This window comes from Psychrobacter pygoscelis (assembly GCF_004335015.1).
Taxonomy (GTDB): Bacteria; Pseudomonadota; Gammaproteobacteria; order Pseudomonadales; family Moraxellaceae; genus Psychrobacter; species Psychrobacter pygoscelis.
Map to the genome: position 1 here is coordinate 204273 of NZ_RQRU01000002.1, position 26435 is coordinate 230707.

The 26435-nt window shown below is 44.0% G+C and carries 24 protein-coding genes; 11 read left to right on the top strand and 13 right to left on the bottom strand.

The annotated features are described in order from the left end of the window. Window positions 1-223: 223 nt before the first annotated feature. From ileS to EGV92_RS05710, 5 genes are all read left to right on the top strand, one after another. Window positions 224-3061, top strand: a complete 2838-nt coding sequence (gene ileS, locus EGV92_RS05690) for an isoleucine--tRNA ligase (protein ID WP_131668275.1) — start codon at window positions 224-226, stop codon at window positions 3059-3061. Further along, window positions 3054-3794 carry a signal peptidase II gene (gene lspA / locus EGV92_RS05695; RefSeq protein WP_423227892.1) on the top strand — a complete coding sequence of 247 codons (741 nt, stop codon included), beginning with the start codon at window positions 3054-3056 and terminating at the stop codon, window positions 3792-3794. The genes ileS and lspA overlap by 8 nt, the downstream gene beginning before the upstream one ends. 343 nt (window positions 3795-4137) lie before the next feature. Continuing rightward, window positions 4138-4707 carry an RNA 2'-phosphotransferase gene (locus EGV92_RS05700; RefSeq protein ID WP_131668276.1) on the top strand — a complete coding sequence of 190 codons (570 nt, stop codon included), beginning with the start codon at window positions 4138-4140 and terminating at the stop codon, window positions 4705-4707. 126 nt (window positions 4708-4833) lie between these two features. Next, on the top strand, window positions 4834-5268 hold the full coding sequence (locus EGV92_RS05705) for a hypothetical protein (protein WP_131668277.1): 435 nt from the start codon (window positions 4834-4836) through the stop codon (window positions 5266-5268). A 197-nt stretch (window positions 5269-5465) separates the two neighbouring features. Further along, complete coding sequence (locus tag EGV92_RS05710; protein WP_131668278.1) at window positions 5466-5678, top strand: hypothetical protein; 213 nt, start codon at window positions 5466-5468, stop codon at window positions 5676-5678. Between the two features lie 115 nt (window positions 5679-5793). Here EGV92_RS05710 and EGV92_RS05715 read toward each other — a convergent pair whose 3' ends face one another. Continuing rightward, window positions 5794-6444: a DUF1294 domain-containing protein gene (locus EGV92_RS05715; protein ID WP_131668279.1), complete on the bottom strand. Its 651-nt coding sequence runs from the start codon at window positions 6442-6444 to the stop codon at window positions 5794-5796. Window positions 6445-7127: 683 nt separating this feature from the next. On the opposite strand from EGV92_RS05715, the gene fkpB reads away from it, so the two are divergent. Then, window positions 7128-7625 carry an FKBP-type peptidyl-prolyl cis-trans isomerase gene (gene fkpB, locus EGV92_RS05720; protein WP_131668280.1) on the top strand — a complete coding sequence of 166 codons (498 nt, stop codon included), beginning with the start codon at window positions 7128-7130 and terminating at the stop codon, window positions 7623-7625. Between the two features lie 207 nt (window positions 7626-7832). Here the strand turns inward: fkpB and EGV92_RS05725 are convergent, their stop codons facing one another. The 7 genes from EGV92_RS05725 to EGV92_RS05755 all read right to left on the bottom strand — a co-directional run bounded on the left by EGV92_RS05725 (window position 7833) and on the right by EGV92_RS05755 (window position 13479). Then, entirely contained in the window at window positions 7833-8474 is a 642-nt protein-coding gene (locus tag EGV92_RS05725) for a hypothetical protein (RefSeq protein WP_131668281.1), read from the bottom strand. A gap of 90 nt (window positions 8475-8564) precedes the next feature. Beyond that, entirely contained in the window at window positions 8565-9110 is a 546-nt protein-coding gene (locus tag EGV92_RS05730) for a GTP-binding protein (RefSeq protein ID WP_131668282.1), read from the bottom strand. 170 nt (window positions 9111-9280) lie between these two features. Next, window positions 9281-10561, bottom strand: coding sequence for a hypothetical protein (locus EGV92_RS05735; RefSeq protein ID WP_131668283.1), 1281 nt, complete (start codon window positions 10559-10561; stop codon window positions 9281-9283). Between the two features lie 162 nt (window positions 10562-10723). Next, complete coding sequence (locus tag EGV92_RS05740) at window positions 10724-11362, bottom strand: hypothetical protein (protein ID WP_131668284.1); 639 nt, start codon at window positions 11360-11362, stop codon at window positions 10724-10726. A 272-nt stretch (window positions 11363-11634) separates the two neighbouring features. Next, the gene (locus EGV92_RS05745) at window positions 11635-12381 is read right to left on the bottom strand and encodes a PhnD/SsuA/transferrin family substrate-binding protein (RefSeq protein WP_131668285.1); all 747 of its coding nucleotides are present in this window, start codon (window positions 12379-12381) and stop codon (window positions 11635-11637) included. A gap of 2 nt (window positions 12382-12383) precedes the next feature. Next, window positions 12384-12887 (bottom strand): PAS domain-containing protein, encoded by a 504-nt coding sequence (locus EGV92_RS05750; RefSeq protein ID WP_242678631.1) that lies wholly within the window; start codon window positions 12885-12887, stop codon window positions 12384-12386. 229 nt (window positions 12888-13116) lie between these two features. Further along, complete coding sequence (locus EGV92_RS05755) at window positions 13117-13479, bottom strand: roadblock/LC7 domain-containing protein (RefSeq protein ID WP_131668286.1); 363 nt, start codon at window positions 13477-13479, stop codon at window positions 13117-13119. Between the two features lie 1078 nt (window positions 13480-14557). On the opposite strand from EGV92_RS05755, the gene EGV92_RS05760 reads away from it, so the two are divergent. Next, entirely contained in the window at window positions 14558-15598 is a 1041-nt protein-coding gene (locus tag EGV92_RS05760) for an aldo/keto reductase (protein WP_131668287.1), read from the top strand. Window positions 15599-15744: 146 nt separating this feature from the next. Here EGV92_RS05760 and EGV92_RS05765 read toward each other — a convergent pair whose 3' ends face one another. Beyond that, on the bottom strand, window positions 15745-16596 hold the full coding sequence (locus EGV92_RS05765; RefSeq protein ID WP_131668288.1) for a lysophospholipid acyltransferase family protein: 852 nt from the start codon (window positions 16594-16596) through the stop codon (window positions 15745-15747). A gap of 324 nt (window positions 16597-16920) precedes the next feature. Then, window positions 16921-17859 (bottom strand): GNAT family N-acetyltransferase, encoded by a 939-nt coding sequence (locus EGV92_RS05770; protein WP_131668289.1) that lies wholly within the window; start codon window positions 17857-17859, stop codon window positions 16921-16923. 465 nt (window positions 17860-18324) lie between these two features. Here EGV92_RS05770 and hflX point away from each other — a divergent pair, with 465 nt between their 5' ends. From hflX to EGV92_RS05790, 4 genes are all read left to right on the top strand, one after another. Further along, window positions 18325-19752: a ribosome rescue GTPase HflX gene (hflX, locus tag EGV92_RS05775; RefSeq protein ID WP_131668290.1), complete on the top strand. Its 1428-nt coding sequence runs from the start codon at window positions 18325-18327 to the stop codon at window positions 19750-19752. Between the two features lie 622 nt (window positions 19753-20374). Next, a complete protein-coding gene (locus EGV92_RS05780; protein ID WP_131668291.1) occupies window positions 20375-20944 on the top strand; it encodes a CidA/LrgA family protein in 570 nt (189 codons plus the stop codon). Further along, window positions 20941-21639, top strand: coding sequence for an LrgB family protein (locus EGV92_RS05785; protein WP_423227893.1), 699 nt, complete (start codon window positions 20941-20943; stop codon window positions 21637-21639). Before EGV92_RS05780 ends, EGV92_RS05785 begins: the two co-directional genes overlap by 4 nt. A 433-nt stretch (window positions 21640-22072) precedes the next feature. Continuing rightward, window positions 22073-22897 (top strand): lytic transglycosylase domain-containing protein, encoded by an 825-nt coding sequence (locus EGV92_RS05790; protein ID WP_165525570.1) that lies wholly within the window; start codon window positions 22073-22075, stop codon window positions 22895-22897. Window positions 22898-23249: 352 nt separating this feature from the next. Here EGV92_RS05790 and tsf read toward each other — a convergent pair whose 3' ends face one another. From tsf to EGV92_RS05805, 3 genes are all read right to left on the bottom strand, one after another. Beyond that, window positions 23250-24128 (bottom strand): translation elongation factor Ts, encoded by an 879-nt coding sequence (gene tsf / locus EGV92_RS05795; RefSeq protein WP_207401747.1) that lies wholly within the window; start codon window positions 24126-24128, stop codon window positions 23250-23252. 585 nt (window positions 24129-24713) lie between these two features. Next, the gene (gene rpsB / locus EGV92_RS05800; protein WP_131668293.1) at window positions 24714-25532 is read right to left on the bottom strand and encodes a 30S ribosomal protein S2; all 819 of its coding nucleotides are present in this window, start codon (window positions 25530-25532) and stop codon (window positions 24714-24716) included. A 452-nt stretch (window positions 25533-25984) separates the two neighbouring features. Further along, window positions 25985-26434 carry a chemotaxis protein CheX gene (locus tag EGV92_RS05805; RefSeq protein ID WP_131668294.1) on the bottom strand — a complete coding sequence of 150 codons (450 nt, stop codon included), beginning with the start codon at window positions 26432-26434 and terminating at the stop codon, window positions 25985-25987. Window position 26435: the final 1 nt, after the last annotated feature.

Genomic DNA, 26435 nt, shown 5'->3' on the forward strand with positions numbered 1-26435 from the left:
AGACCGACAGCAGCCCTATTTTTAGTCCCCTATTTATCCTATAATGGGACGCTTTGATTTTCTTAATCTAAACCTATTTTGTTAAAAGGCTGCGCAACTGAACTAGATCACTGATACATTGATCCGCTTGTTAGCAGCCAGTACTACCTTGTTATCCCCTATTTGCCCAACCGAACGTCAACCGTTGTTTTCCCGTAATTTAATAGAGACAAAGACCGATACTATGACCGAATCTGTAGACTATAAAGACACCTTAAACCTTGCTGACACCCCTTTTCCAATGCGCGCCAACCTTGCCAAGCGTGAGCCTGACTGGCTAAAAGCTTGGGAAGAAGACGATGTCTATGGCAAAATCCGCCAAGCTCGCACTGGACGTGAGAAGTACATTTTGCATGATGGCCCTCCATACGCGAATGGTCAGATTCACTTAGGCCATGCGGTAAATAAAGTCCTCAAAGACATTATTACCAAGTCAAAGACCCTATCAGGCTTCGATGCGCCATATGTGCCGGGCTGGGATTGTCATGGTTTACCGATTGAACAAAAGGTCGAAACCAAGGTCGGAAAGGTCGGTCAAAAGGTCTCAGCTACTGAGTTTCGTGGTCTGTGCCGTGAGTACGCCCGCAGCCAAGTCGAGCTACAAAAGGCTGACTTCAAGCGTCTGGGGGTCTTTGGTGATTGGGACAACCCTTATCTCACCATGAACTTCGCGCAAGAGGCCAATATCGTGCGCGCCCTTGCCAAGATTTATGACAATGGTCATGTGACGCGCGGCATGAAGCCGGTCAACTGGTGTCTCGATTGTAGCTCGGCGCTGGCTGAAGCTGAAGTCGAATACCAAGACAAAGTCTCAGATGCTATCTATGTTGGTTTTGATGTTATCGACTTAGACAAACTAGCCACCGCACAGCACATCGAAGGTAAAACACAAGCGGTCATCTGGACCACCACGCCGTGGACACTACCTGCTAACCAAGCTATCTCAGTACATCCTGAGCATAATTACAGCATCGTCAAGACCGAAAAAGGCAATCTATTACTCGCCAGCGACTTGGTTGACTCTGCCCTTGCCGCGCTTGAATTAAGCAATCAAGGCGTTATCGCTGAAGTTGCCGGCAGTGAGCTTGAAAACCTAACTGCTCAGCATCCACTTATTAGCGAGCGCCAAGTGCCCCTCATTCTAGGTGACCATGTGACCACCGATAGCGGTACTGGTCTGGTACATACTGCGCCCGGTCACGGTCTTGACGATTATATCGTCGGCCTTCAATACGGCCTTGAGGTCGAAAACCCAGTCGGTGGTAATGGTGTCTATCTAGACAGCGCTGCTGTCTTCGCGGGTGAGCACATCTATAAAGCCAACCCTAAGATCATTGAAGCATTAAATGAGTCTGGTCATCTGTTCAAGCACAGTAAAATCGAGCACAGCTATCCGCATTGCTGGCGTCATAAGTCGCCGATTATCTTCCGAGCTACGCCGCAGTGGTTCATCAGCATGGAAGCCAAAGGCCTTCGTGAGCGGGCGCTTACTGACATCCCTAAACTGACTTGGACGCCTGCGTGGGGTCAAAACCGCATTGAGGCGATGATGACTGACCGTCCAGACTGGTGTATCTCGCGTCAGCGAACGTGGGGCGTACCGATTCCGTTCTTTACCCATAAAGAGACCGGCGAGCTGCATCCAAACACTTTAGAGCTTATGGAAACGGCCGCGCAAAAGATTGCCGAGGGCGGCGTAGAAGCTTGGTTTGACGCCAGCTGTGAAGACTTCCTAGGTGCTGAAGCTGCTGACTATGATAAAGCAACCGACACGCTAGACGTTTGGTTTGACTCTGGTACGACACACTATGCCGTCCTTGAGCAGCGCGATGAGCTGACCAACCCAGCTGATATGTATCTAGAAGGCTCAGACCAACACCGTGGGTGGTTCCAGACCTCCCTACTCACCTCTGAGGCGATGTACGAGCGCCCCCCGTTCAAGCAAATATTGACGCATGGCTTTGTGGTCGATGAGAATGGCCGTAAGATGAGTAAGTCACTCGGCAATATCATTACTCCGCAAGACGAGATTAATAAAACCGGCGCAGATATGCTGCGACTGTGGATTGCCTCAAGCGACTACCGTTATGAGATGAGCGCCGGTCAAAAGGCCTTTAAGGGCGCTATCGATATGTATCGCCGCATCCGCAATACCTTGCGCTTCTTACTGGCCAATACCGATGACTTCAACGCCAGTACTGACGCTATCGCCATTGATGAGTTGGTTAGTCTTGACCGCTACATCTTGCAGCGCGCCGAGACGGTTCAAGCAAGCATTATCGAAGCTTATGACGCGATGGACTTCCACCAAGTCACGCAGCAAGTCACTGCCTTTTGTTCGCAAGATTTAGGCGGCTTCTATCTTGATATCATCAAAGACCGTCAATACACCAGCCAAAAAGACGGCAAACCGCGCCGCTCAGCGCAAACGGCGATTTATCATATCGCTCATGCTCTCTTGCGCTGGATCGCCCCTATCTTGACCTTTACCGCGCAAGAAGGCTGGGAGGTGCTGAATAAAGACAGCGAGCTTAGCGATGCTAATAAGTACATCTTTACTCAAGAATGGCACGACTTCCCTGAGTTTACGCTTAGCGACATCCAAGCTGAGGACTGGCAGCGTATTCTTGACGCCAAAGACGCGGTGAACAAGCAAATCGAAACCGCTCGCGAAAACAAAACTATCAATGCCAACTTGTCAGCTGATGTTACCTTGTACGCTAGCGGCGATATGTTTGACAGCCTTGCCAAGCTAAAAGACGAGCTGCGCTTTGTGTTAATCACCTCAAACGCTACTTTACTTGCGCTTTCAGGCGCTGAATCTAATCAAGAGCCACAGGTCGATGGCGACGCCACCGAGCTTGATAACTTACGAGTCAGTGTCACGCCTGCCGAAGGCACCAAGTGCGTACGCTGCTGGCATATCCGCAAAGACATCGGAGTCGATGCTTCTCACCCAGAGCTTTGCGCCCGCTGCGTCACCAACGTCGCAGGCGATGGCGAGGAACGCCACTATGCATAATGATGGGCACAATGACAGGCTTGAGAATGGGCCTAATAAGCTCGATAGACCAGCAATGTCTACCACGCCTAATGCCGCTACTGAGTCAGTTACAGACCATTCTGTAACTGACCAGCTTGGGGCGGACAGTCATATGACAGGAGCACATTTGACGGACAAGGCTGACATTACGCCCAAGCACGTCTCAACGACCGCCATCTCTGAGAGTGCGGCGCTGATTAAACGGCCCAAACACATTCGCAACGGCAGTCGCGCCTTTATCTGGTATCTATTGTCGCTTGCACTGTTGGTACTAGACCAATGGAGCAAATGGCTGGCCGAGACCAAACTAAACTTCCATGAGCCAGTGCCCGTTATCGAGCCAGTACTCAACTGGACGCTGGCCTATAACTACGGCGCAGCCTTTAGCTTTCTCGCCGACCAAAGCGGCTGGCAAAAGTGGTTTTTTGCCGGACTGGCGCTCATTATGGCGATATTCTTGCTCATCTACTTAACCAAAGTACCTCGCCAAGCACGCTTACTCTCTACCGGTCTTGCCTTAGTCTTGGGCGGCGCAGTGGGCAACCTTATCGACCGCCTATTGCATGGTCATGTCATCGACTTTATCCACGTGCATTACGCCGACGCTTGGCATTACCCCATCTTTAACGTCGCCGATATGGGCATCTGTATTGGTGTTGCTTTGATTGTCATCGACATGTTATTTTTGGAAGGTAAACGCAGCGGTAAGTAATACTTTGACTTTTGATGACGAATAAAAAGCGGGTGGCTCAATGCTAACCCGCTTTTTTGTAGCTGCTCCCGCCAACTGCTTGTATCTCCCCGGCTAGGCAGGGCGGACCCTATTGCCTGATGGCATTCCTGCTCAGCGAGACTACCCTCAGTCAAGTGTCCGCAGACTGCCCAGCCGAGCAGGATACCGCGACTGTCGGGGCTAAAACGCATCACTAGGCAGCTTTAGCTACGTTTATTTAGTAGCAAGAGAAATTTGCCATAGCGCCGCACAGTCTATCAATAACCCTTTAACAAACAATGATAAAATTGAGCTATCGTCCCAACAGTAATAATAAAACCCTATGTCCAAAGCCAACGTTAGCGCCAGTAAGTTTCTAAGCTATATCCTGCGTCATAAGCCAGACGCTATCGGCCTATCATTAGACTCTGAAGGCTGGGCCAATATCGACGAGCTGATTCGACTGGCTAACCACTCAGGGACTCCCCTAACCTTAGCGCAGCTATTTTCAATTGTAGAAGAAGACACCAAACAGCGCTTTTCTCTATCACCAGATAAGACATTTATCCGCGCGGCGCAAGGTCACTCGCTCAAGTCTGTGCGCTTAAATCTGACTGAAACCTTGCCGCCTGATCGTCTATTTCATGGCACGGCAGAGCGCTTTATGGACAGTATTCTTTTGAATGGACTACTTCCTCAGCAAAGACAATATGTCCACTTAACTGACAATCCGGATACGGCGCTTGAGACGGGCAGACGATATGGCAAACCTGTCCTATTGACGGTGAATAGCCAAAAAATGATTAAGGACGGTCATAAATTTTATCAAGCCGACAATGGCGTTTGGTTAACTGTAAAAGTGCCGAATAGGTATATTAGCATCAAAGAGTCGCCGAGAATTAGCGACTCTTAAACATTGCAGGTACAACACCATCTACAAAACAATAAGAAACACCTACTCAATCCAAACGTTAAACAAAAGTAATTTTTTATGTAAAATCTTTTAAAATAGAGAAAATTCAACAGGTAGGGCTCATTGATGAAGCTAAATTATTTAGTTATGTTTTTGACGTTAAGTCTTGCTGGTTGCCAAGTGCTTCCAGATAAGTATACCCAAGAGGCAAGCCCAGACTTAGTCAAGCTGCAACTTTTTGGTTATAGCACTGGTACTCAATATATTGGCGTGCCTATTGCAAATAAAGCGCATCAATATCATATGAAAAGTATTGAAGAGTCATTCGCTTACCTCAAGCCAGATTCAGACTATGCGCTACAAAGCTCAGGCCATGTTGCGGGTGGCAAATGTGGGTGGACATACGTCATTCATACCCCAAAAAAACCTCAATCACTGACAGTCTACTCTAAATACCAAGATGGTAAATGCTTTGCTAGCGTCAATACAGAGCTAGATAATATTGATCAAAGCGGCTTTTCTTTAAGAAAACTGGCGAAGCATGAAAAGATAGCTTTCTAAATAGCGCCTCATCGGCAGGTCACTACGTATCAATGGTCTATAATTATAAAAATTATCTGAATAACGTAATTTTACAAAAGTTTATATGTTGAGGCACAAGTGCTTAGCAACTTTATTCTAGTTTCGTTTAGAATATTGAAGCGTACACCGTTCAAGAGACAACCAATATCTTATTAGCTTTAAGGAATACTTGTATTATGCATAATATCAACTGCAAGCCTCTAATAACTTCTAAATCAATAAAAGCTGCTTCAGCCGCCATTTTAGTGTCGGGCTTGACCCTATTATCTGGCTGCGCGACCACAGAGATTACCAAAGACCCTGCTGAGGTTGATCGTCAAATGACAGACATGCAGCAGCAGGTCAATATGAACATAACCGCTCCACAGGATAACCAGCAATCGCAGTAGTCAACTAATTAACAGCCACTGCTAATGACTATTCTTTAGTGTCTACTTTGGCTCAGCCTAATTGGTATTATCAAAGCGTGGGGTATCGCAATGATACCCACGTTATCAGTTACTGTTAGAGAAGTGCAGATGAGTCGCCGCCACTTAGCAAAAACAACAATCCTGCCATATTAATCACCACAGTCAGATAATATATCATTCGAAACTCTGACTTTTTGGACTTATGGCGCAGATAAGTTTGCGCAACCATTGCGCCGACCCAGCCGCCAGCGATACTCAGCAGATGCAAAGTCGACTCTGGCGTGCGCCATTCATTGTTCTGCGCTGCTCTCTTGTCTTTGGCATAGAGCAAAAACGTCACGATGCCTATTAACACATACCAAGCGACGACGAGCCAATTTAGCTTGTGCATCACTGCGAGTAATACCAGTACCCCGTAAAATGCGATGCCAAGGAACAGGCGCTTCTTTTGGCCTGCCTCAAAGTCAGCTTGCGCGTTTCTTCTTCGGTTACGCCTGCGAATCTGTTGATTCTTTTCTGCCATTTTTTGCTGCACGAACCCCAGCTCTTGAACTTGCTGAGCTTGCAATCGACCTTGATTATCTTGACCTATGGTAAAGACGACTTGCTCACCCACGTCAGGACGCCGCGGTGCTTTAAATTCGCTAACGTGAAAAAACACTGACTCGCCGGCTTTAGTTTCAATAAAACCAAAGCCTTTATCGTCTTGCCATTTTTTGATAGTACCTTGCTGTCTTGCTGTCATTTATCCTACCTAACTTTGATTGAGCTTATGATATTACGGCGATCACTCTAATTTACTTCTCCATAATTTGGGTCTGGCTAGCCCTTAAATGTGGCGCTAGCAGCCATGATAGATTAATGTCTGTAACTTGATTAGTTTGAACCACGTGCAGCGTAGCACATCCTTAAGACAATCGTGCAAACAGTCCAATTGCTAATAAACTTTTTTTACAAGGTCTCTAAATACTCAAAGCGCTTATAGTTAGTAGTCTTTATTATTGCTAATGTTAGCCTGTTAACATCTCATCTATATAGCCTTCACTCATATAAATCAACTTAAACGATAATCACATTAAGGCATTTTAAGCGTTTGTTTACCAACAATTAATTAATAACGTCCGCCTAATAGATTTTTTAATCTAGAAGGTAGTTATGATGCTGCCACTAGCTCTAAACTCAAACCTAAAGATTTAATGTGACAGCTCATCTATCAAATATGAGAATCACTCAGTTTATCTTGTCTAATAATTCAAAAGTCAGACTCTATCCGCAAAATTTGCAAGCAATTACTATCATTGACCACCGACGTTATTTTATATTAAATATCACCTACTACTACTGCTGTTAAACATCGTTTATAGAAAGACTGTGCTAAACTTATTAGCAAATCACCTTATCTTGACCACTAGAATACGACCCAATACTATGACTCAACAACAATTTATCAATCCCAATGAAGACACCCGAATCACCCAAGGCAGTGAAGTCAAGCTGCATTTTGAGGTGTCCCTCGAGAATGGCACAATGGTCGACTCAACCTTTAGCCGCGATGAACCGGTAAGTCTAACCATCGGTGATGAAAGTTTGCTACCGGGCTTTGAAAAAGTACTTATCAACTTACGCGCAGGCGATACCCGTACCGCTCATCTAGACCCTGAGCAAGCTTTTGGCGAGTGGAATCCTGAGAATGTGCAGACCTTTAGCCGTACTCAGTTTGCAGTAGCAGAAGGCGAGCCGGAAGTCGGTATGATGATGGAGTTTGAAGACAAAGGTAAGAATACTTTACCTGGCGTGATTAGTGCAGTAGATGACGAAGAAATTGAGGTGGATTTTAACCACCCGTTAGCCGGGCAAGCAGTGTTATTTAAGGTTCAAGTATTCAAAGTGACACCGCCTGGTGCTACTCGAGTGCAATTGATATAAAGGCCTAACGCAATCCTCGCTAGCACCTTACCAACTTAATCCACCCTGTTTAAAACCGCTACGCCGCGAATCACTACTATCAATGTTCTGGTGGCAGGGGCAGCTATGAGAGATCAAGGCAGGCGCGAACTTATACTAGCGGCGTTGTGCCTAATCTTAAGTAGATTAACTATAGCTCTTGCCGCTACGGCTGCGTCATTATGTGCTTTAATTGTCACCATTTAGCTCAGTGTCACGGTCACTATTAAAGCGTAGCCCTGATGTTTTGATGGCCCATATCAGCTCCACAAAGGCGCGATTGTTGGTCAATGGCTCACCGTCCAAGATAAGGACATAGCCACTACCATCAATCCATAAAAACACAAAGCTGGTACTCGGCATCAACAAGTCTATTTGGTTAAAAAAAGACACTGCCTGACCTTCAACGGCCCAGCCACGCTGCTGCTGCCGCGTCAAAAAGTCAAAGAAATCAGCGGCAGCGACACTTAGCGTTTCCCCCTCTTCTTGAGTATACCCTGTCCGGGCCAAACAAAACCCCTCATTAGAACCGATAGCAGCACGGCGTTGACCTGATAAGCTTGCCACCACATAAGGCAAAAATTGATCAAGGGGCATATTTGGCGCGTCAAGCTTAATCGATAGCGGCTCTACCCAGCCCTTTTCAATAAAGTCTGCCAACCACTCACTTGAGTATTTATCTATCCAACTATCAGCTTCAAGACAAGACTTGGCCGACAATAAGTCTTGTAAAGACTGCTGCTGAGCATTGGGATCGATATGGGCAAATGCTTCAAAGACACCAGCAGGCGTTAGCATTAAATAAGGGGCAGACACGGGTAGTTTGGTCATTAGCGTGGCCTATATTATGTAATTGGTACGACTATTAGGATATGCATGTTAAGAGAGTATGTGAATTAGAGACCTGCATAATACTCGGACTTAATCGGCGATGGTATAGACTAATGAGCGCACCAGCTGACGCATTTGCTCTTTGTCCCTTGCATCTACTGCACTGACATTGGCAGGTACATTGACTGAGACTAGATAATCGGATAGCCGCTGATGCAGATCCCACGCCATATTTTCCGCATGCGTAACACCGACCACTAATGCACTGCCTTTAACCAACGGCATAAAACTCTCTAAGTATTCTTTTAAATCGGCCACTGGATCTTCATCTTCGGCATTGATTAGCAATATCAACCCTAGCGCGTTCTCACTTAATATCTCCCACATAAAATCAAAGCGTTTTTGACCGGGCGTGCCATACAGCCGAACCTGCTCATTTGAGTCAAGCTTCATAATGCCGTAATCCATCGCTACTGTCGTGGTCTTCTTAATATTTTTGACCTCGTCAGAGGCAAGCGCTTCTGTGGACACTACCCCTTTGTCAGACAGCACGCGAATCGCTTCGGTCTTACCCGCTCCCACGGGACCAGCGACGATAATTTTATAGATGTGTTTTGATTCAGATGTGGCAGTCATAGCTGTCATCCTTGCTTAACAGAAGTGTCATTTAAGTCTGGTAAATCTAGTAAGTCTGGCTAAACTTAGTTTAATGTCAACACTTTAAGGCTCAAATAATATTAGCTACCAAAGCTGCTTAAGCACAGACGACTTAAGCGCTTGAAAGCAGCGGCTATTGAAACTCGCTATTAAATGGCTAATTTACTTAATAGCCGTTTAAAAAACCCAGTGCGATTGGCCTTTTTGATGTCTTTATTATTGGTTGATGTCTCTTGCTCTATTGCTGAGTGCTCTGTTTGAGTCGTCGCATCGATAGCGGCAGATGACTGCAATACGCTGATGTCACTAACCCCTGACAATATCGACAATATAAAGATACGGTTTAGATGCTGATAGCGTAGCTGAGGAAATAATTCTTGCAACTCATCAATACGCCGCGGCTTCGATAAGCATGCCGACATGACAGAATTGACATAGCTCGGCACTTGACGCATGGCGCTAAAGTTGGGAATATAGTTTACTTTTAAAGCAAGATTGTGTTGCCCTGATGGCTCATCTTGCCGAATGACCTCGTCTGCTATTTGCCAAAGTAGTGTTGTTAATGCCTGCTTCTTAGCGCCTTTATCATACAGCTGCTGCAAGCGATCATAGTACTCGTCTTCAGAGAGCAAGCTTAGCTGAGGCGTATTTACTGCCGTCTGCTCATGCCTACCGACAATGGTAAAATAATCCACGATGCGCCGACTACCAATATCACTTATTACGCTTTGCTCTGCAGGATTGATCAATAACTCGCGCCGACCAAACCCTATAGTAAAAGGCTGAGATTGAGCTAAGATCATCAAGATATTCTTGACCAACGCTGTATCATATAGGGAGTTAAAGTATTGCTTTAAGATAGGATCTAGATGGGTAGCGACTGAATTTTTGCTAATTGCGCTACTAGTGTGCCTAGGAGCAGCTGTAGCGTTTACAGCCTTGTTATACTTGGCGTTACTACTGCTAGCATTCACTTTGCTTGTTTTTATGTGTGATGCTTCTTGTCGAGTACTGTTAACTTCTGTCCTTGCTCGATCAGATCTATTGTTATATAGACTATTATTGTCTTTAGGCTCTAGTTGAGTAGGTTCGGTTGGTCGCTTAGTAACTATCTCACTTAGTTTTGTTAGGATCATCTTGGCGCTTGCAATCGAATAAGGCGCTGCTAAATACAACGTGGTCGCTTCAGGTAAAAAGTCGGCCGCTTGCCACTCTTCAAGATTGCGTCTAGATATTAAGACTACTGGTATATCACGAATAAACTGACTCAAAGGCAGCTCATGACTTGAGTCATAACTGGGCATTCCTACCCCTTCTAGGTCAATAATAAGCGCATCTGCCTGATAACTTGCCGAAGTCAATCTTGGTAACATTAAAGTAAACTGAGAGTTAAACTGGCGCTCTATTGTATGGCATTTTATATCTGGCATATTTCTGCTGCAGAACATACTAAAAGCGGTCCCAGCCTTATCAGAAAAACCAATAAGCAATAGATTCATTATATATCTCACACCTCATTTACTCATACGCCGTACTCTATAACGACAATAGACCACGTCTTTACTTTGCTTTTATCAGTCAGCTAATGCTAATTATCCGGCATTCTCGCTAGGCAGCTGCTCTAAGTATTGGCGGCAGCGTGCCCAGCGCTCATCAAATTGCCAACCATGTTTAGCCAGTCGAAACCAGACCAAGGAGAAGGCAATACGGTCGACACAAGCGATGCAGTGACTGAAGAACTCTGCTTCAATTTTCTCAATTTGTTCAGTCGCACCCTCTGTTTGCAGCTCTACTAAAATATTACTAATGTGCGTGGCGAGCTGCCGCGCGTCATCGCTACTAGTCCTTAGTCGATGCGACGCCACATTAAAAGACGGCACTACCAGCACGCTCCAGCGTGTGGCCAGTTCACTAATGCGCTTCATATAGAGCTGTTTTTTAGTATATCTCTCAAAAGCTTGTCTAATATGTGGTGGTAAGCGCCCTGCTACTTCAGCCAATATTGAGCTGCCTTGAATGGGCATCTCATACCAACATCCGTAAAACATATCCGCGAGTGCGCCTTGTAATGGCTCATTTTCGACAAAACTCATTGCGACCTGCACTCGCCACTTATGATACTGCAGCTCACTGGGGCGCTGTAATATTTGTCTTGAATAGTAGCGAAACTGTTGTTTTTCGCTCGATACTTTTTCGCTTGATACTGAGGTATCAAAATATAATGCCGTCATAGCAGACGCTCTTAATGTTTGCTAACTTATAAAACTCATAGGTTATAAAACTCATAGGTTATAAAACTCATAGGTTATAAAACTCATAGGTTATAAAACTCATAGAAACGATAATCAGCCCTAGCTTGTGATAGTCTCTTCAATACCAGCAATAGCTATGCTGGGTGATAGATTAATGTATCAATTCTCTAATAGCAGTTTAGCCATTTAGTAACATAGCCAAACTGCCGTAGACTGTTCTGTCGCTCGCTGACTGATGCTCTAAATCAGCTTTAATCTAATAAAGTTTCCATAAGATCAATCATAAACTCTGCTGACTCCTCATCCATCGCCTCAAAGCCTAATGGCATGCCTAGCTCTTTAAGGACGTTTTGGCCTTCTTCCATATCTTGCAAAGATAAAATAACGCTTTCTAAAAGATCAGCTCGCTCTAGATCATCTTTAACTAAAATAACGTGGCAAATATCTGCCAGATCACTTTGAATAAGTAGGGTCAACTGCGATTTGGTGAGTTTGGATAAGCTGTCAAACACCTCAGCTAAAAAGAAACCAATATCAGCGCCACCTTGGATAAGCTGCCTAGCTGCCGCTTGGTAAGTCTCAGTAATCTCAAAGTTAAGGTCAGGCTCTTCGAGATCTACGGCCTCCAATAAGCGCAGCCCTATCAATTTGACATCCCTATTATTAGCCATCGCTACTTTACTACCAGCCTTTATGTCCTCTAAGCTTTGGATAGCACCTTTTGCCGATGAGGCAATGACCATCTCATCTGACTTACCAATAGGCCGAGCAATAGCACGGTACCCTTGTTTACGAATTAATTTCGCCGCATCAAAGGGATTGGCATAGATTAGGTCGATATCTTGCTCTGCTAGTAGCGCCTCTTGCTCTGCGTGTGATGACGGGGTAAGCAAATGGACGCCTGCCTCTGTCTGTCTTTGCAATAGCGTATTGAACATGTGCCAACCAGCAAAGCGTTCAGGAGAGAAGTCAGGGGCGATTAAAAAATTGTATGTCATGATTACTGACCCTCCTTAGTTTCTTGAGCCCGCATTTCAGCATACATCGCAGCTGCCTCATCGATTTTTAGGCGTGATGGTTTGCGGCGTACCGAAGTATAGCCAACGACCTCACCTCGACGAACATTAGGCACAGCCGTCGCATAGACCCAATAGTGGGTGCCATCTTTACACAGGTTTTTGACGTACCCGTGCCACTTGTTACCCGCTTTCAAAGTGCTCCAAAGATCAGCGTAGACAGCAGCAGGAATATCCGGATGACGTAGAATATGGTGAGGGCTACCAATTAACTCATCTCGCTCATAGCCGCTGATCTCGATAAATGCATCATTGGCATGGGTCAAAATACCATTTAGGTCAGTTCGCGAGACGATAAGCTTGCCATCGGGATAAGGTCGCTCTTCGTCTTTGTCATACACGGTTCGAGTCGTACCATCATAGAATTTAAGCTGATACTCAGTTGCTGTATCGTCAGGTTTAGGCATGTCTGGCAGTTGGTTACCCAAAATAACCTCCTCTTTATTATCATCATTAACAGATTTCACCCTTAAATGTATGATACCTACTTATTATCATACTGCTTTTGGCGAGTCTGTATTTTTATTGAAGCCAGCGTATTAAAGCTGAAGTTTTGAAGCCGATGTATTAAAGCCATTGATCTTAATCGTTAAACTAAACACTCTAGGGTCAAGGCATATATTCTGACTCTTGTTCCACCTTTAACCATAATCTTGGCTAGAGTAACTTTGATAACGCTTCAGAGGCGCGTTTAATATCTAAGAAAATCAATCCTAGCTTGGCATTGGCTTTTGCCATCACCGTTAATACTGCTTCTTCGCCAGCCGAGGTCATAATGACATAGCCCTTTTCACCTTGAACCATAACTCGATCGATACTTCCTCGTGCCAACTCTCGACCAGCTCTATCACCTAAAGATAATAAAGCGGCGGACATCGCACCCACCCGATCCTCGTCAATACCAGCCGGTAATGCAGAAGCAATCATCAATCCATCAGTCGAGATTAAGGCTGAAGCCTCTACATCCGCTGAAGACCCATTTAAATCGTCTAAAGTTTGTTGAAACATATCGGTGCGCATGTCTCATCTCCATATAGGGTGAACAGAATATAAAAAGATTATTAAAAAACCAACTGTCACTTTAGAGCTCTAATACTACTTTTGGGGTATCAAGATAACCTGCCGTAGAATATACGAATTAATCCACAAAATAAATAAGGAATTCGAATTAATTGCAATTTTTTTACGAAATAAATCTCTTTAAATTGCTAAACCTATGCTGAATTCTTATTCTTTTAAGAGAATATCTTGGACAAAGTTGGTTTTTTTATCACTACTTATAGGTTGAAAGAACTTCTCAACAGATAAAACACCTGTTTTATCTTCTAAGTAATCAATTTCGTAATTTACTAGATTTTTGCAGAAGAATAAACCTTTAATATATTTATTTATACCGTCTATTCTTAATATTATTAGTATAGTTTATAATAACATACATATTATATTAATAATTATGTTTACTAATTCATGCGTGACTTTATATAATTATGATCTATTATTTTAACTGGCTAAACTTGACTTAAATATCAACCTTGTGAATATTTAATTAGACAAACAAGCCAACCAGTATAGTCATCAATAGTTTTTATCAGTGTAAAACTATAGTAGGCATGATTATCGTTTATTAATTAAACTTTAAAATATTTGATAGCTCATCTTGTCATAGTTAATATCATCATTCAGTATTAGTTGTGATGATTAGACTTTTGTAACCTACTATAGTCCTTGCGACTGATAAGCATATAACCCTTATTGATAACAAAAGTACTGATTATGTAGCTTTCGACGGCCTTGCTTTTCGTAACTTCTTAAATATTACACTGCTTGGTTAACATCCTCCTTTTGTATCGTAGTTAATTCTTTATAACAACCATACAACGTACTGGCGTGGATTTTTTGTAGCATCTATCAGCATGCTTGCAGCAAGCTAGAATAATTGATACCAGTATCGCGCCTGAACTTATTTGTATCTGCTTTATTTTCGATTAAGTCTAAACTAAGCTCTTATCATCACCTGTGTCATGATTGGGTAAATTTACTATACTCACCCAATAGTGGCTCTTATAATAGTTAGCAACTATCATAACTAGAGCGAATTATGAAATATAATCAACTGCCCCAACTTGGGGACAAGGTATCTAAAATCTGTCTTGGTACGATGACTTGGGGCCAGCAGAACTCTGAGACCGAAGCGCATGAACAGATGGACTTTGCTTTATCAGAGGGTGTTAACTTTTGGGATACTGCCGAGATGTACCCTTCACCGCCGGATGAGGACAAGCAAGGGGATACTGAGCGCTTTATAGGCAGCTGGCTGGCATCGAGAGGTCGCCGTGATGAGATAGTACTGGCCAGTAAGATATCGCCCATGAGCTTCTTACGCAGTGGCAATACTCGCTTTAACGCCAAACACATTAGTGAAGCAATAGATGGTAATTTACAGCGGCTTCAGACTGACTATATTGATATCTACCAGTTGCACTGGCCAGAACGTCAGACCAACTACTTTAGCACTCGGGGCTATACAGAAGAGATGGCGGAGCAAGATTTAAGCGATCTTACGCCGTTTTTGGAGACCATAGAAGCCTTGAACAATGAGATAAAAAAAGGTCGAATTCGCGCGTACGGTTTATCCAATGATACCCCTTGGGGGCTGATGCGTTATCTATGGGAGGCGGATAAAAATAATCTACCCGCCCCTATTACCGTGCAAAATCCTTATAGTTTACTCAATCGATTGTATGAAGTGGGGTTGGCTGAAATCTCACATCGAGAGAATGTCGGTCTGCTTGCTTACTCGCCATTGGGATTTGGTGTGTTATCAGGTAAATACCTCGGTGGTAAGCGCCCTGAAGGAGCAAGACTTACCAAATATGATCGCTTTGAGCGATATACTAATGATCAGGCCAAATGGGCCACTGAACAATATGCTAAAATTGCTAGCGACGCAGGACTGGATATGGCACAGATGGCATTAGCATTCGTAAACTCTCGTCATTTTGTGACCGCCAATATCATTGGGGCAACCTCCATTCAGCAGCTTAAATCCAACATCGATAGTATTAATTTAACCCTAAGTAAAGATGTGTTAGCAGCTATTGATGAGGTTCACGCAAAGCAACCCAACCCTTCTCCTTAACCTAAAAAACTAGCCGTCAAAGCTAGGACCCAAAAATAGAACCAAAAAAGTGGGCACTCATCTGAGCGCCCGCTTTTTAGTTTAAGTCATTCATCTATAGGCCTTTAGCCTACTCTTTTATCAAACTCGTTTTAACTAACCACCTTTTATGCCGGCTGCTTTAATCTTTGCTCAGCAGTTGAGCTAGTAGGACTGGGCACACCTTCAGACTCTGATTTTAATACTCGGCTATGCAGAGTTTTAAGCCCCTCTTGCATCCGCTCCTGTAGCTCCTTAGTAAGGGCTGCTTTGGTCTTTCCACTGGTAGCTAGCGGTTCTAGAGGTAGGACATAGGCGGTGACTGCTGAGCTATCCATAATCTGCAGCAAGCTTTCTTTCATGGTCAAGCCGCCAAAATATGGGACTTTATCATCAAGCTCGCCATCACTATTGACATAACACAGGACGATAGGTTGAACTGGCTTGCCAGCATCAATAGCTGATTGTAATAGCTTGCCATGAATCTTTTTGATACGTGTGCCGTCAGTGGTAGTACCTTCTGGATAAAATAAAATGGAATAGCCTTTTTGCAAAAAGGTCGTCATCTGCTGCGCGACCGAGTCAGCATCCCCTGAACCGCGCTTGATAAATAGCGTACCTGCAGCCTTAGCCAAACGGCCAAAGATAGGCATGTCAGCGACTTCTGCTTTCGATAAAAAGAATGCTGGACTCACGCTACCTATCACTGGGATATCCATCCAAGAGATATGATTTGATGCCCAAAGTGCATGCGTTTGCGGCACAGGCTCAACTTCTACGATATTGACACCGAATGACCCTGCCATCTTACCGCAAAAGGCCTGAATATATTTCGGTAGAATCTCACGAGGGGGTTCTTGCCAAGCGCCAATCTTAGAGGCAGCGCGGTAACCACCTGCCATAGTCCGCATCATACCACTGACTTTCTTACCACGATTGAGCTGTTTTGCGAGTGCTAGTTTTCTCATTGCCTTACCCATAATGTTCCCTTGTCCACTGTCCTGCCGATTATAGTGCTATCAATTAAACTCTTACCAATGGTATTGTCGATACTGCTATTAATGACCCTAACGATTAGGGCAAAGTCGTCTCAAGATTGCAGACTACTCATTACACTGGCAACGACAGCCATTAAACTTACCTATTTTTATAATTTATGTCAGATACCAAATGTAAAAGATGATTAGTATAACAAAACTTTAATCCCAGTGACGATTCGTTCACTGAGACATAGATATTGCGATAGGATTAAAGATAGCTTAATAACAAGTGCATGATAACAGTCAGCGATATTTTGCGAGCGCTTATAAGAGATGCTGATAGCGCGGATTGACTTGCTCAAAGGGTAGCCAGACCAATACATCAGCGCAGTGGAAGTCCAGATCAAAGCAGGCTTGCTCAGAGACACTAGCGCCCATCTTCAGATAGGTGCTCAGTAGCGGCGGAATGGCGATATCAGTGCTCAGTAGTGTGGCGGGTAAGCGGTATTTGGGTTTAATAGTTAGCTTAGGGGCGCGATCAAGCTGGCGAAGCCAACCATCAACATCTCCCGCCCCAATCGGGATTGAGCAGCACCCCATAAAGGCATTAACTTTTAAATATTTGGCGATATGAGTAATAGCCTGCCACAATTGACGCAATACTTTACCATTTCGATATTCAGGATGAATACAAGTACGGCCCACCTCTAAGATTTGGTAGGGATAATGCTTGAGTAAGGGGCTTAGATAAAATTCATTTTCACTATAAAACCTGCCCAGCAAGGCCGCACGCTGACTGTCTAACACTCTCGCCGTGGCTATGACCTTACCTTTATCCTGCAAGATAATATGCAGGCATGCTTCATCATATTCATCACTATCTAGATCACCTTCGAAGACAGCACCAAAGCTGCTAGTGAAGCAATGGGTTCTGAGTCTTTTGGCTTCATGTAATAACTGACTACCATCCCATCTAAGCGCTGAGAAAGCCTGATCCATACTGACGGGGGCGGTTGCACTGGCCAAATTGGGCGAAGTCAATAACAGCTCTTGTGAGCGCCTTAATAAATCCTCACTCCTGTCTTTAACACTGTCCCTATGCGCTACCTCATTGTCACTTGACGGGACTAAGATCGCTTCCGTTTGCCCATCGACATATCGACAGACCATACCATGCGGCAACAACAGCGACTTTGGGCTATGACGATCATTAAAGGAGTGGCTTGCCGACTGGTGTGATAATTGAGCTATAATCTCTACCATATGCCTGCTCTTGGGATTAGTGAATATAGCAAAAGTATGAAAAACTCGTATGTCTATCAGATGACAATTCGATAGAAAACTGATGACATGCGCCCTCTAAGTTGTATCTAAATATGACTATATACTTATTGCAGCTTAGTCTAAGAGCAAGATTTGCCGAGACTCTAAGCATAAAGAGGACCGTTATTATTTTCATTTCTTAATTATTTAATTCTTTGATTATTCTAAAGATTATTCGCCAAGTATTTAATATTTTAGCTTTGCCCCCATAGTAACAGGGTACTGACAATAAAATACCATCTATTGTCTATAGTCATTAATACCCTTATTCTCTAGTAATTATTCGTTCTTACAGTCAAACTACAAGCTCCCACATTACCTTTATATTTACTTTTTACCTCTTATACTTTTAACTACATTAAGTCTTAAGCACATTCAACTTTTAACTTACACAGGTGACATTCATTGGAATATTTTGATCGATACGAAGGTGGCGAGCGTGCCATATTGGTTCATTTAGACATTCGGCAAATTCAGGACCCAGATGATCTTGAAGAGTTTGAATTATTGGTCGACTCTGCAGGCGCGCAGCGCTTAGATTTAGTGACCGGCTCACGGCTCAAGCCTGATGCCAAGTATTTTGTCGGTTCAGGAAAGGCGCAAGAGATTGCAGAGCTGGTACGCGAGCATGAAGCCGATATCGTCATCTTTAATCATAGCCTCTCCCCCTCCCAAGAGCGCAACTTAGAGACATTGGTTCAATGCCGAGTACTGGACCGTACCGGACTCATTTTGGATATCTTTGCTCAGCGCGCCCGAACCTACGAAGGTAAGCTGCAGGTGGAGCTGGCTCAGCTTAATCACTTATCGACTCGTCTTGTTCGCGGTTGGACGCATTTGGAGCGTCAAAAAGGCGGGATTGGCCTACGTGGTCCTGGTGAGACTCAGCTTGAGACTGACCGCCGCTTACTCCAGACCCGTGTCAGCCAGCTTAAGACCAAGCTTGAAAAGGTCAAGCAGACTCGAGCGCAAGGTCGAGCCAAACGGCAAAAGTCTGATGTACCGACCATCTCGCTGGTCGGCTATACCAATGCGGGTAAGTCTACCCTATTCAATCGCTTGGTCGATGAGAATATCTACGCTGCCGACCAGCTATTTGCCACGCTAGACCCTACGCTGCGCCGTCTCGACTGGCAAGGTGTGGGCCGCGTCGTATTGGTCGATACAGTAGGCTTTGTTCGCCACTTGCCGCATGAGTTGGTGGAGTCTTTCCACGCGACGCTTGAAGAGACACTAGAGGCTGACTTGCTACTGCATGTGATTGACTCAGCCAGTCCTGATATGCATGAACAGATTACCGCCGTCAAAAACGTGCTGGCAGAGATTAATAATGATGTGCCAGTACTTAATGTCTATAACAAGATTGATCTAACCGATGAACCTGCGCATATTGGCTACGCGGAAAAAGATAAGCCTAGCCGCGTCTATGTTTCGGCAAAAGCCAATCTAGGTATGGAACAGTTATCCATGGCTGTGCAGCAGTTGTTAACCGGTACTCTGACCGTCTTTAACTTGACCCTGCCGTTTGGTGCTGGTCAGCTCAAAAATGCTTTATACGAATTGGGCGTCATTGAAGAAGAGAGCTATGACGAGACAGGCCACGAGCGGCTTACCATTCGCCTGCAAAGTGATAAGCTCAAGCAGCTATTGGGTCAAGCGGGGTATTCACCACTAGATGTCTTACCGCTTGCCCAAGCGACACTACTAATGCCCACTTTAGAGCCTTTTGAAAAAGAAATCCAAGCCGCCCAAGAAGACAGCCAACAGCTAAGTGAGGAAGGAGACATCTCAGCGGAGCTACCCTCTCACTTTGATGACCCTATTAGTAGATAACCCTCACGACTACTGAACATCGTTAGGGTAGGCATTGGCTATGATCGACTAGAGAGTAGCCAATGCCATTTTTATTGCAATTTGTGCCTTAATAGATATATGATTTAATAGGTTTTTTTATGAATTGAGGCAATAGAGGAAGATAGCTGCCGTATATCATCAGTATAATAGCTATACTTATGGTTAATCCTATTTAAAACTGATATGTAAAAGAGTCGCTGATATAATTCGACTGGCTAGAAGTCATAAGATGACTGAGGCGAGCGTAGACCTATTCCAGCGATTTTGTGTCAAATCTAAAATGGATTGACTATAACAAGGATTCGACTCAAGCAAGTAGACTATTCTATTCTTGTCACGACAAACCGGTTCAGCTTTTTTCCTCATTCTATGACTCTCATAGAATTGGGGCATTAGCTTTGCTAGTATCATCCTTTATCCCTCTGCTCTTCTATTTGGTCCACTGCCTAGAAGATAAGTTATTAAAACACCCCTAAAACCACGGCTGAGCTATTGCCATTAATCATAACCGACTCTATCATAGATATAAGCGCTTACCCCCTCATAAAAGCCTACTGCTATTGCGTTTATTCTTTTATTATCTATCCTTCAAGGATGAAACATGCCTGCTGCTAAGACCACGACCAATACTAGCCCACCGCATCACCCTACACCGTCTTTGTCACTACCAATCGCGATTGTACTTACCTTAGCGTTAGTCATTATCGTGCGTGAAGGGGCGGTGATTGTTTGCCAAGCTTTTGGCATCGCTAGTGCAGCCAATATCGTAGGTCTTATTGTTATGTTTGTCATTCTCATGGTATGGCGGTTTACCATAGGGTTGCCGCAGTGGCTGACTCAGGCCAGTAACACCTTGCTGGTAGACAGTGGCTTTGCATTTTTACCGGTATCTGCGGGTGCAGGATTGCTATTATTTGCGCTTGGCGATGAATTTTGGGGTATTGTAATCACTATTATTGTCAGTACGCTGATACCATTATGGGGCTTTGCGCGGCTCGCTAACCGCTGGTTGAATCCCGTGGCTGAAGACGCTACTGCGGCTGCTACTCATAATCTAGATGCTAATACTGAATCTAACGGCCACAGCTCTACTAGTACAATCAAGTCCTCTCAAGCTTCTAAGCATAGCCTAGACGATATCTCCCAACCTTCGCAGGAGGAGCAGCAATGATGATTGCTCAGTCTTCAGTATTATTATCGACCATTGCTGCATTTATCTTAACGCTTATCGCCCACGTTATTGCGCGGATAATGGCCAAGAGAATCCCTGGTTTACCGATGGTCATTACTGCCATGGTGCTGGTGATTCTCTTTTTATTCATCCTGCAGTGGGATTATGAAGCCTACTATCAAGTCGCCAAGCCCGTCTTTGACCACCTACTAGGCTATGTGACCGTATTACTAGCTATTCCTTTAGCCGCGATGAATTTTAAAGGATTACCGCTTAAGCGCCTATCGGTTATCATTGCTTTAGCGACCGTCATAGGGGCACTATTGCCTATGGGTATGGCTTATTTATTTTCAATGAGTCACGAGACCTTTTTGGCTTTTGCGACACGTTCTGTAACGACACCTATTGGTCTTAGTGTGGCCGCTATTATCAAAGCTCCTCTAGCTATGGCCAATCTTATTATTATCGTCTCGGGCTTACTGGGCGCAGGTGTCGCTCGCTTTTTATTTCGCCGAGTAGAAGATGATCGAGCTAAGGGCTTGGCATTAGGGCTAACCGCGCACGCGTTCGGCACGGTAGAAGCTTGGCAGATCAGTACAACTGCAGGTCGTTACGCTGCATTTGGACTTGCTGTTAATGGTTTAATTACCGCCGTCTGGGTCCCCATCTTTATCACCGCTATGTCACTATCTTAAATAGCGGCAATCTTGAATCGACTGGTATTAGCTACAGTCTCGACTTCTGAGGGGACTTTTGACATGGCTAGTAGACATTTTGAAAGGACAGTCGGTTGGCAAAAAAGTCAATTTTTATGGTATATTATGCTTAAACTATGGGGAGATTTAGATATTTATTTTGCCTAAATTGGATCATTAATGAGTCTTAAGTATTGTTCATTTTTTATGTTCCTATATCGCTGGTATCGTAAATATTTTCAATATTTTACCTTCGCTCTTATTGCCATTTGACACGACTACTTTACGACTCTTTCATGATTAGCAGAATATGAAGGCGTTATTTCATTACTCACTATTACCTCTTATCCCCGTTAATCCCAACCGATAACTATAATGTTACTGTTTTGATCGCTCGGACACTATTGTACTAATCCTAATAAGTGATAATCCTATGACTATACTTCGCCGCCGTTTTGCACGAGTACGCTCTAATCATTTACTTATCCCTAGAATTAGCCTCTTTGCTACCCTATCGATCACCGCTATGGCTAGTGCTCAAGCTGGAGAGATGTACATTTATAAAGACCAAAGCGGTCAAGTACTCTTAACCAATGTCAACCCAAGTGGTAACTTTGAGAAGTTTACCAAGAAGGTTAAGGTCACTTACTACCCAGATTCTAAAATGTATAATGGGGCTAGCAGCAGCTATGGTAGTAGCGCAGCAAGTAAAAGCGCTTCGCGTAATGCTTACGATGCTCTGATTCGTACTTCTGCCAATCGACACGGCATTGATCCTGGCCTAATGAAAGCCATGATGCATACTGAGTCAGCCTTTAACCCCAATGCCCGCTCTCCTGTAGGCGCGCAGGGACTGATGCAGCTGATGCCCGCTACTGCGCGGCGCTTTTCTGTCAGAAATCCGTGGAATCCAGCCGAAAATATCGAAGGCTCTGCCAAGTACATCGCTTGGTTATTACGCCGTTTTAATAACAATGTTGAATACGCGGTTGCAGGCTATAACGCTGGTGAGGGTAACGTTGATAAATATGGCGGTATTCCCCCATTTCGTGAGACACGCAACTATGTCAAAAATGTCATGAGTCGCTACCATAGTCTGTATAAGAACGACTCAGGCCTGATGACTGGTAGCACCAACACACCCTCTAATAATAGCAGCTATAATGTGCAGCCGGTTAGCTATGCCACGATGAACAACAACGTTGGCTCAGGAAACAGTGCCAGCTATGCCAACTCCGCTTATAATGCTCTGCGTTAACCACCCCCGCTAATCTGCTATTTATAGTAGAATAAATCTGATTCAATACTCTGCAAGCAAAGGCCAACTTATCATTAAGTTGGCCTTTTTATGCCATTGCCAACACACCATCATCACTAAATATCTGCCATGTCATGGTAATTGAGTGACAAAGCTACATTTATAGGCTAGCAGTTATAAAGTGGCTAAACAGCTAAATTAATAAATGGCTTAGGCTGTATAAACCATCCTAGATACTCTATAGACTTCATTGGGCTTAACGACTATCAGCCTTTTTTAATAAAAGCTCGCCAACATAAAAAAACCCACGATAATCGTGGGTTTTTTATATCAGCTTTAATTAATAAAGCGCTTACTTGTTAGCTGATGCTTGAGCCGCAGCAACTTCAGCAGCGAAGTCTTCTTGCTTTTTCTCAATACCTTCGCCTACTTCCAGACGCTTGAAGCCAAGTACTTTTACGCCGTCAGCTTTTAATACATCACCGACTTTTTTGTCGTTATCCATAACGTACTGTTGACGTAGTAGCGTTACTTCGTCTAGGTATTTACGAAGACCACCTTCGATCATCTTCTCAACGATGTTGTCAGGCTTGCCAGACTCACGAGCTTTGGCTTCGATGATATCTTTTTCACGAGCAAGTACGTCAGCTGGAACGTCAGTATCATCAACTGCTACTGGGTTGAAGGCTGCGATGTGCATCGCTAAGCTCTTACCAGTCTCTTCATTGCCGCCCTCGAAAGACACGACCACACCGATACGTAGGCCATGGCGGTATGAGGCAAGGTTATCACCTTCGATAGTTTCGGCACGGCGAACTTGAATGTTTTCACCGATTTTTTGTACCAATGCCACGCGAGCTTCTTCAACGCTTTGACCATCGCCATAAGGAAGTTCAGCAATTTTAGCGACATCAGTAGTGTCATTTTCTAAAGCTAGATCAGCAACTTTTTCTGCAAATGCAGTGAAGTTTGCATCTTTAGCAACAAAGTCAGTTTGGCAGTTGACTTCTAATAGCAATGCTTTTTTGTCGTTTTGCGCGATGATGATAGCACCATCAGCTGCGATATTACCCGCTTTTTTAGCGGCTTTAGCTTGACCAGACTTACGAAGATTGTCGATCGCCATTTCGACGTCGCCATTAGTCTCTTCAAGTGCTTTTTTACACTCCATCATGCCAAGACCTGTACGATCACGTAATTCTTTTACTAATTTGGCAGAAATTTGTGCCATGAGAATACCTCTGTTTTGTTATGAAGAATAAGGGAGATGCTACTTAGGTGATTTAGATTGCTTAAATCATGTGGGATACATAGCAGTTCGGGGATAAACCATCGCAACTATGCAATATTTGTACTGTTTACACCATTTAAGTTAAGCGCTGTTAGCTTTGAGCGCTACTCATTAAAAAGCAATCGAACAATAGCATCAATATATCTATTATTGTATACAGTGTTTTTTCATACTGATATGGCTGTCATTAAGAGCGCGATATATCTGCTAACTGACTGCACACGTTGGCTCTTCTAATTAAACCCTATAGCTAGCGATAAGCGCACTACAAAGTATAAAATTACTTAATGACCTATTAATGACAAGGCATGATAAGTTACCTATATCATGCCCATCATAACGTATAAAAACGTGGCTTACTGTATTAATAGTACTTAGTTTAATAACAGTTAAATTAACAGTACTTCAATCAATAACCACCAGATCAGTAGTCACAATTAACGTTCGAGTGGCTTAAGGCCTAACAGCTTATTCATACTGCTAAGCGATTAGACCACCCGACTTGCTAATCGGCTTACTGACTAATTATAGATCGGCTTGAGCTTCAGCTGACGCTTCTGTTGACTGCTCAGTAGCTGCATCTGCTGACTCATTAGCTTCGGCTGCTGGCGCAGCTTCTGTTGGCGCGCCGCCTGCTTGAGTTTGTGCATACTCTTTACCCGCGATGATCGCATCAGCGATTGAAGTAACGTATAAAGTTACTGCACGAATAGCATCATCGTTTGCTGGGATAACATAATCAACGTTATCTGGGTTTGAGTTAGTATCAACGATACCGATAACTGGGATACCTAGGTTTTTGGCTTCTTTAATAGCGATAGCTTCATGGTCCACGTCAACAACGAAGATAGCATCAGGAAGGCCGCCCATATCTTTAATACCACCAAGTGAACGCTCAAGCTTTTCCATATCACGGGTACGCTCTAGCGCTTCACGCTTAGTAAGCTTAGCGAAAGTACCGTCTTCTGATTGCTTTTCAAGCTCTTTTAGACGAGTGATTGACTGACGAAGTGTTTTCCAGTTAGTCAACATACCACCAAGCCAGCGGTGATCAACATAAGGCATGCCAGCGCGTTGAGCTTGCTCACGGATGATACCGCTTGCCGCACGTTTAGTACCCACAAATAAGACTTTGTTTTTCTTACTTGCTAGGTTGTTTACGTAAGTTAACGCTTCATTGAATGCTTTAACCGTATGCTCAAGGTTAATGATATGAATCTTGTTACGAGCACCGAAGATGTAAGGTCCCATTTTTGGGTTCCAAAAGCGAGTTTGGTGACCAAAGTGAGCGCCTGCTTGTAGCAAATCACGCATTGCGATTTGTGTTGGGTTTTGAGTTGCCATGTTCATTTATCCTTTAAGATGGGTTATGCCTCCACATCACAAAATTACCGATTCATCGACACGCATCTGCTATTGTCGCTCATTAAAGAGGACAGCAAATTAGTCAAATCAACGAACACCCAGTAATTCTTTATGGTGATGTGTGTGTCATTGGTTGGTGAAAATTATTTAAGATAATACTTAACTATAATTTCCGTTAATTTAAGAATAGTAAAGCCCCATTAGGTAATGAGGCTTCATCTCTCTTAGTGAGTTAATTATTGATTTAGCAATGATTAATCGATAATCGACCAACTGTTTACTATAATCAATAGTTAATCGGTAGAATTATAGCATAAACGACCTATCATAGACTACTAAATTTACGCGCGGTCAAGATTGCCATTAAACAACCCACTTTTAGCGAATTGTCTAACAAAATTTGCCAAACGCATGGCTATTGTTTATCCATTCTACGCGATACAGATACCTATTACCGCATTACTGCCATGCCAATGAAACGGAATAATATAGCTTCGGCGCTCTTTAGGCAAAAACGCATGACTGGGCACGCCATCAACGACTTGAGGGGGAGAAATCACAAAATCTGACCCAAACTCCGTCCGCGCATTGCCCGAGACGGTATTGGCAATCTCCCCTAACAAATCCTTCATAATAGCTAAGGAGCTATCAGGCTCATTCATTACTGTGAGTAAGGAGCGCAGCATGGTACTCGGTGCACTGACGTAGACACTACCCTGTAATGGACCAGTAATTTTGATAACGCCACTATAGTCGTAGCCTATAGGAGAGGCGTTATCATGCAAGTACGGGGTGTCAATGTCTGTCAATGTCTCGCCAATTTGCGAGAAAAATGCGGCGACAGAGTTGACAAACACCCCTAATTTTTCGGCTTTAACCATA

What these genes read in the sequence shown, in the direction of transcription:
- ileS (WP_131668275.1), top strand. Translation starts at nt 224, where the DNA reads ATGACCGAATCTGTAGACTATAAAGACACCTTAAACCTTGCTGACACC.
- lspA (WP_423227892.1), top strand. Translation starts at nt 3,054, where the DNA reads ATGCATAATGATGGGCACAATGACAGGCTTGAGAATGGGCCTAATAAG.
- EGV92_RS05700 (WP_131668276.1), top strand. Translation starts at nt 4,138, where the DNA reads ATGTCCAAAGCCAACGTTAGCGCCAGTAAGTTTCTAAGCTATATCCTG.
- EGV92_RS05705 (WP_131668277.1), top strand. Translation starts at nt 4,834, where the DNA reads ATGAAGCTAAATTATTTAGTTATGTTTTTGACGTTAAGTCTTGCTGGT.
- EGV92_RS05710 (WP_131668278.1), top strand. Translation starts at nt 5,466, where the DNA reads ATGCATAATATCAACTGCAAGCCTCTAATAACTTCTAAATCAATAAAA.
- EGV92_RS05715 (WP_131668279.1), bottom strand. Translation starts at nt 6,444, where the DNA reads ATGACAGCAAGACAGCAAGGTACTATCAAAAAATGGCAAGACGATAAA.
- fkpB (WP_131668280.1), top strand. Translation starts at nt 7,128, where the DNA reads ATGACTCAACAACAATTTATCAATCCCAATGAAGACACCCGAATCACC.
- EGV92_RS05725 (WP_131668281.1), bottom strand. Translation starts at nt 8,474, where the DNA reads ATGACCAAACTACCCGTGTCTGCCCCTTATTTAATGCTAACGCCTGCT.
- EGV92_RS05730 (WP_131668282.1), bottom strand. Translation starts at nt 9,110, where the DNA reads ATGACTGCCACATCTGAATCAAAACACATCTATAAAATTATCGTCGCT.
- EGV92_RS05735 (WP_131668283.1), bottom strand. Translation starts at nt 10,561, where the DNA reads ATGCCAGATATAAAATGCCATACAATAGAGCGCCAGTTTAACTCTCAG.
- EGV92_RS05740 (WP_131668284.1), bottom strand. Translation starts at nt 11,362, where the DNA reads ATGACGGCATTATATTTTGATACCTCAGTATCAAGCGAAAAAGTATCG.
- EGV92_RS05745 (WP_131668285.1), bottom strand. Translation starts at nt 12,381, where the DNA reads ATGACATACAATTTTTTAATCGCCCCTGACTTCTCTCCTGAACGCTTT.
- EGV92_RS05755 (WP_131668286.1), bottom strand. Translation starts at nt 13,479, where the DNA reads ATGCGCACCGATATGTTTCAACAAACTTTAGACGATTTAAATGGGTCT.
- EGV92_RS05760 (WP_131668287.1), top strand. Translation starts at nt 14,558, where the DNA reads ATGAAATATAATCAACTGCCCCAACTTGGGGACAAGGTATCTAAAATC.
- EGV92_RS05765 (WP_131668288.1), bottom strand. Translation starts at nt 16,596, where the DNA reads ATGGGTAAGGCAATGAGAAAACTAGCACTCGCAAAACAGCTCAATCGT.
- EGV92_RS05770 (WP_131668289.1), bottom strand. Translation starts at nt 17,859, where the DNA reads ATGGTAGAGATTATAGCTCAATTATCACACCAGTCGGCAAGCCACTCC.
- EGV92_RS05780 (WP_131668291.1), top strand. Translation starts at nt 20,375, where the DNA reads ATGCCTGCTGCTAAGACCACGACCAATACTAGCCCACCGCATCACCCT.
- EGV92_RS05785 (WP_423227893.1), top strand. Translation starts at nt 20,941, where the DNA reads ATGATGATTGCTCAGTCTTCAGTATTATTATCGACCATTGCTGCATTT.
- EGV92_RS05790 (WP_165525570.1), top strand. Translation starts at nt 22,073, where the DNA reads ATGACTATACTTCGCCGCCGTTTTGCACGAGTACGCTCTAATCATTTA.
- tsf (WP_207401747.1), bottom strand. Translation starts at nt 24,128, where the DNA reads ATGGCACAAATTTCTGCCAAATTAGTAAAAGAATTACGTGATCGTACA.
- rpsB (WP_131668293.1), bottom strand. Translation starts at nt 25,532, where the DNA reads ATGGCAACTCAAAACCCAACACAAATCGCAATGCGTGATTTGCTACAA.
- EGV92_RS05805 (WP_131668294.1), bottom strand. Translation starts at nt 26,434, where the DNA reads ATGGTTAAAGCCGAAAAATTAGGGGTGTTTGTCAACTCTGTCGCCGCA.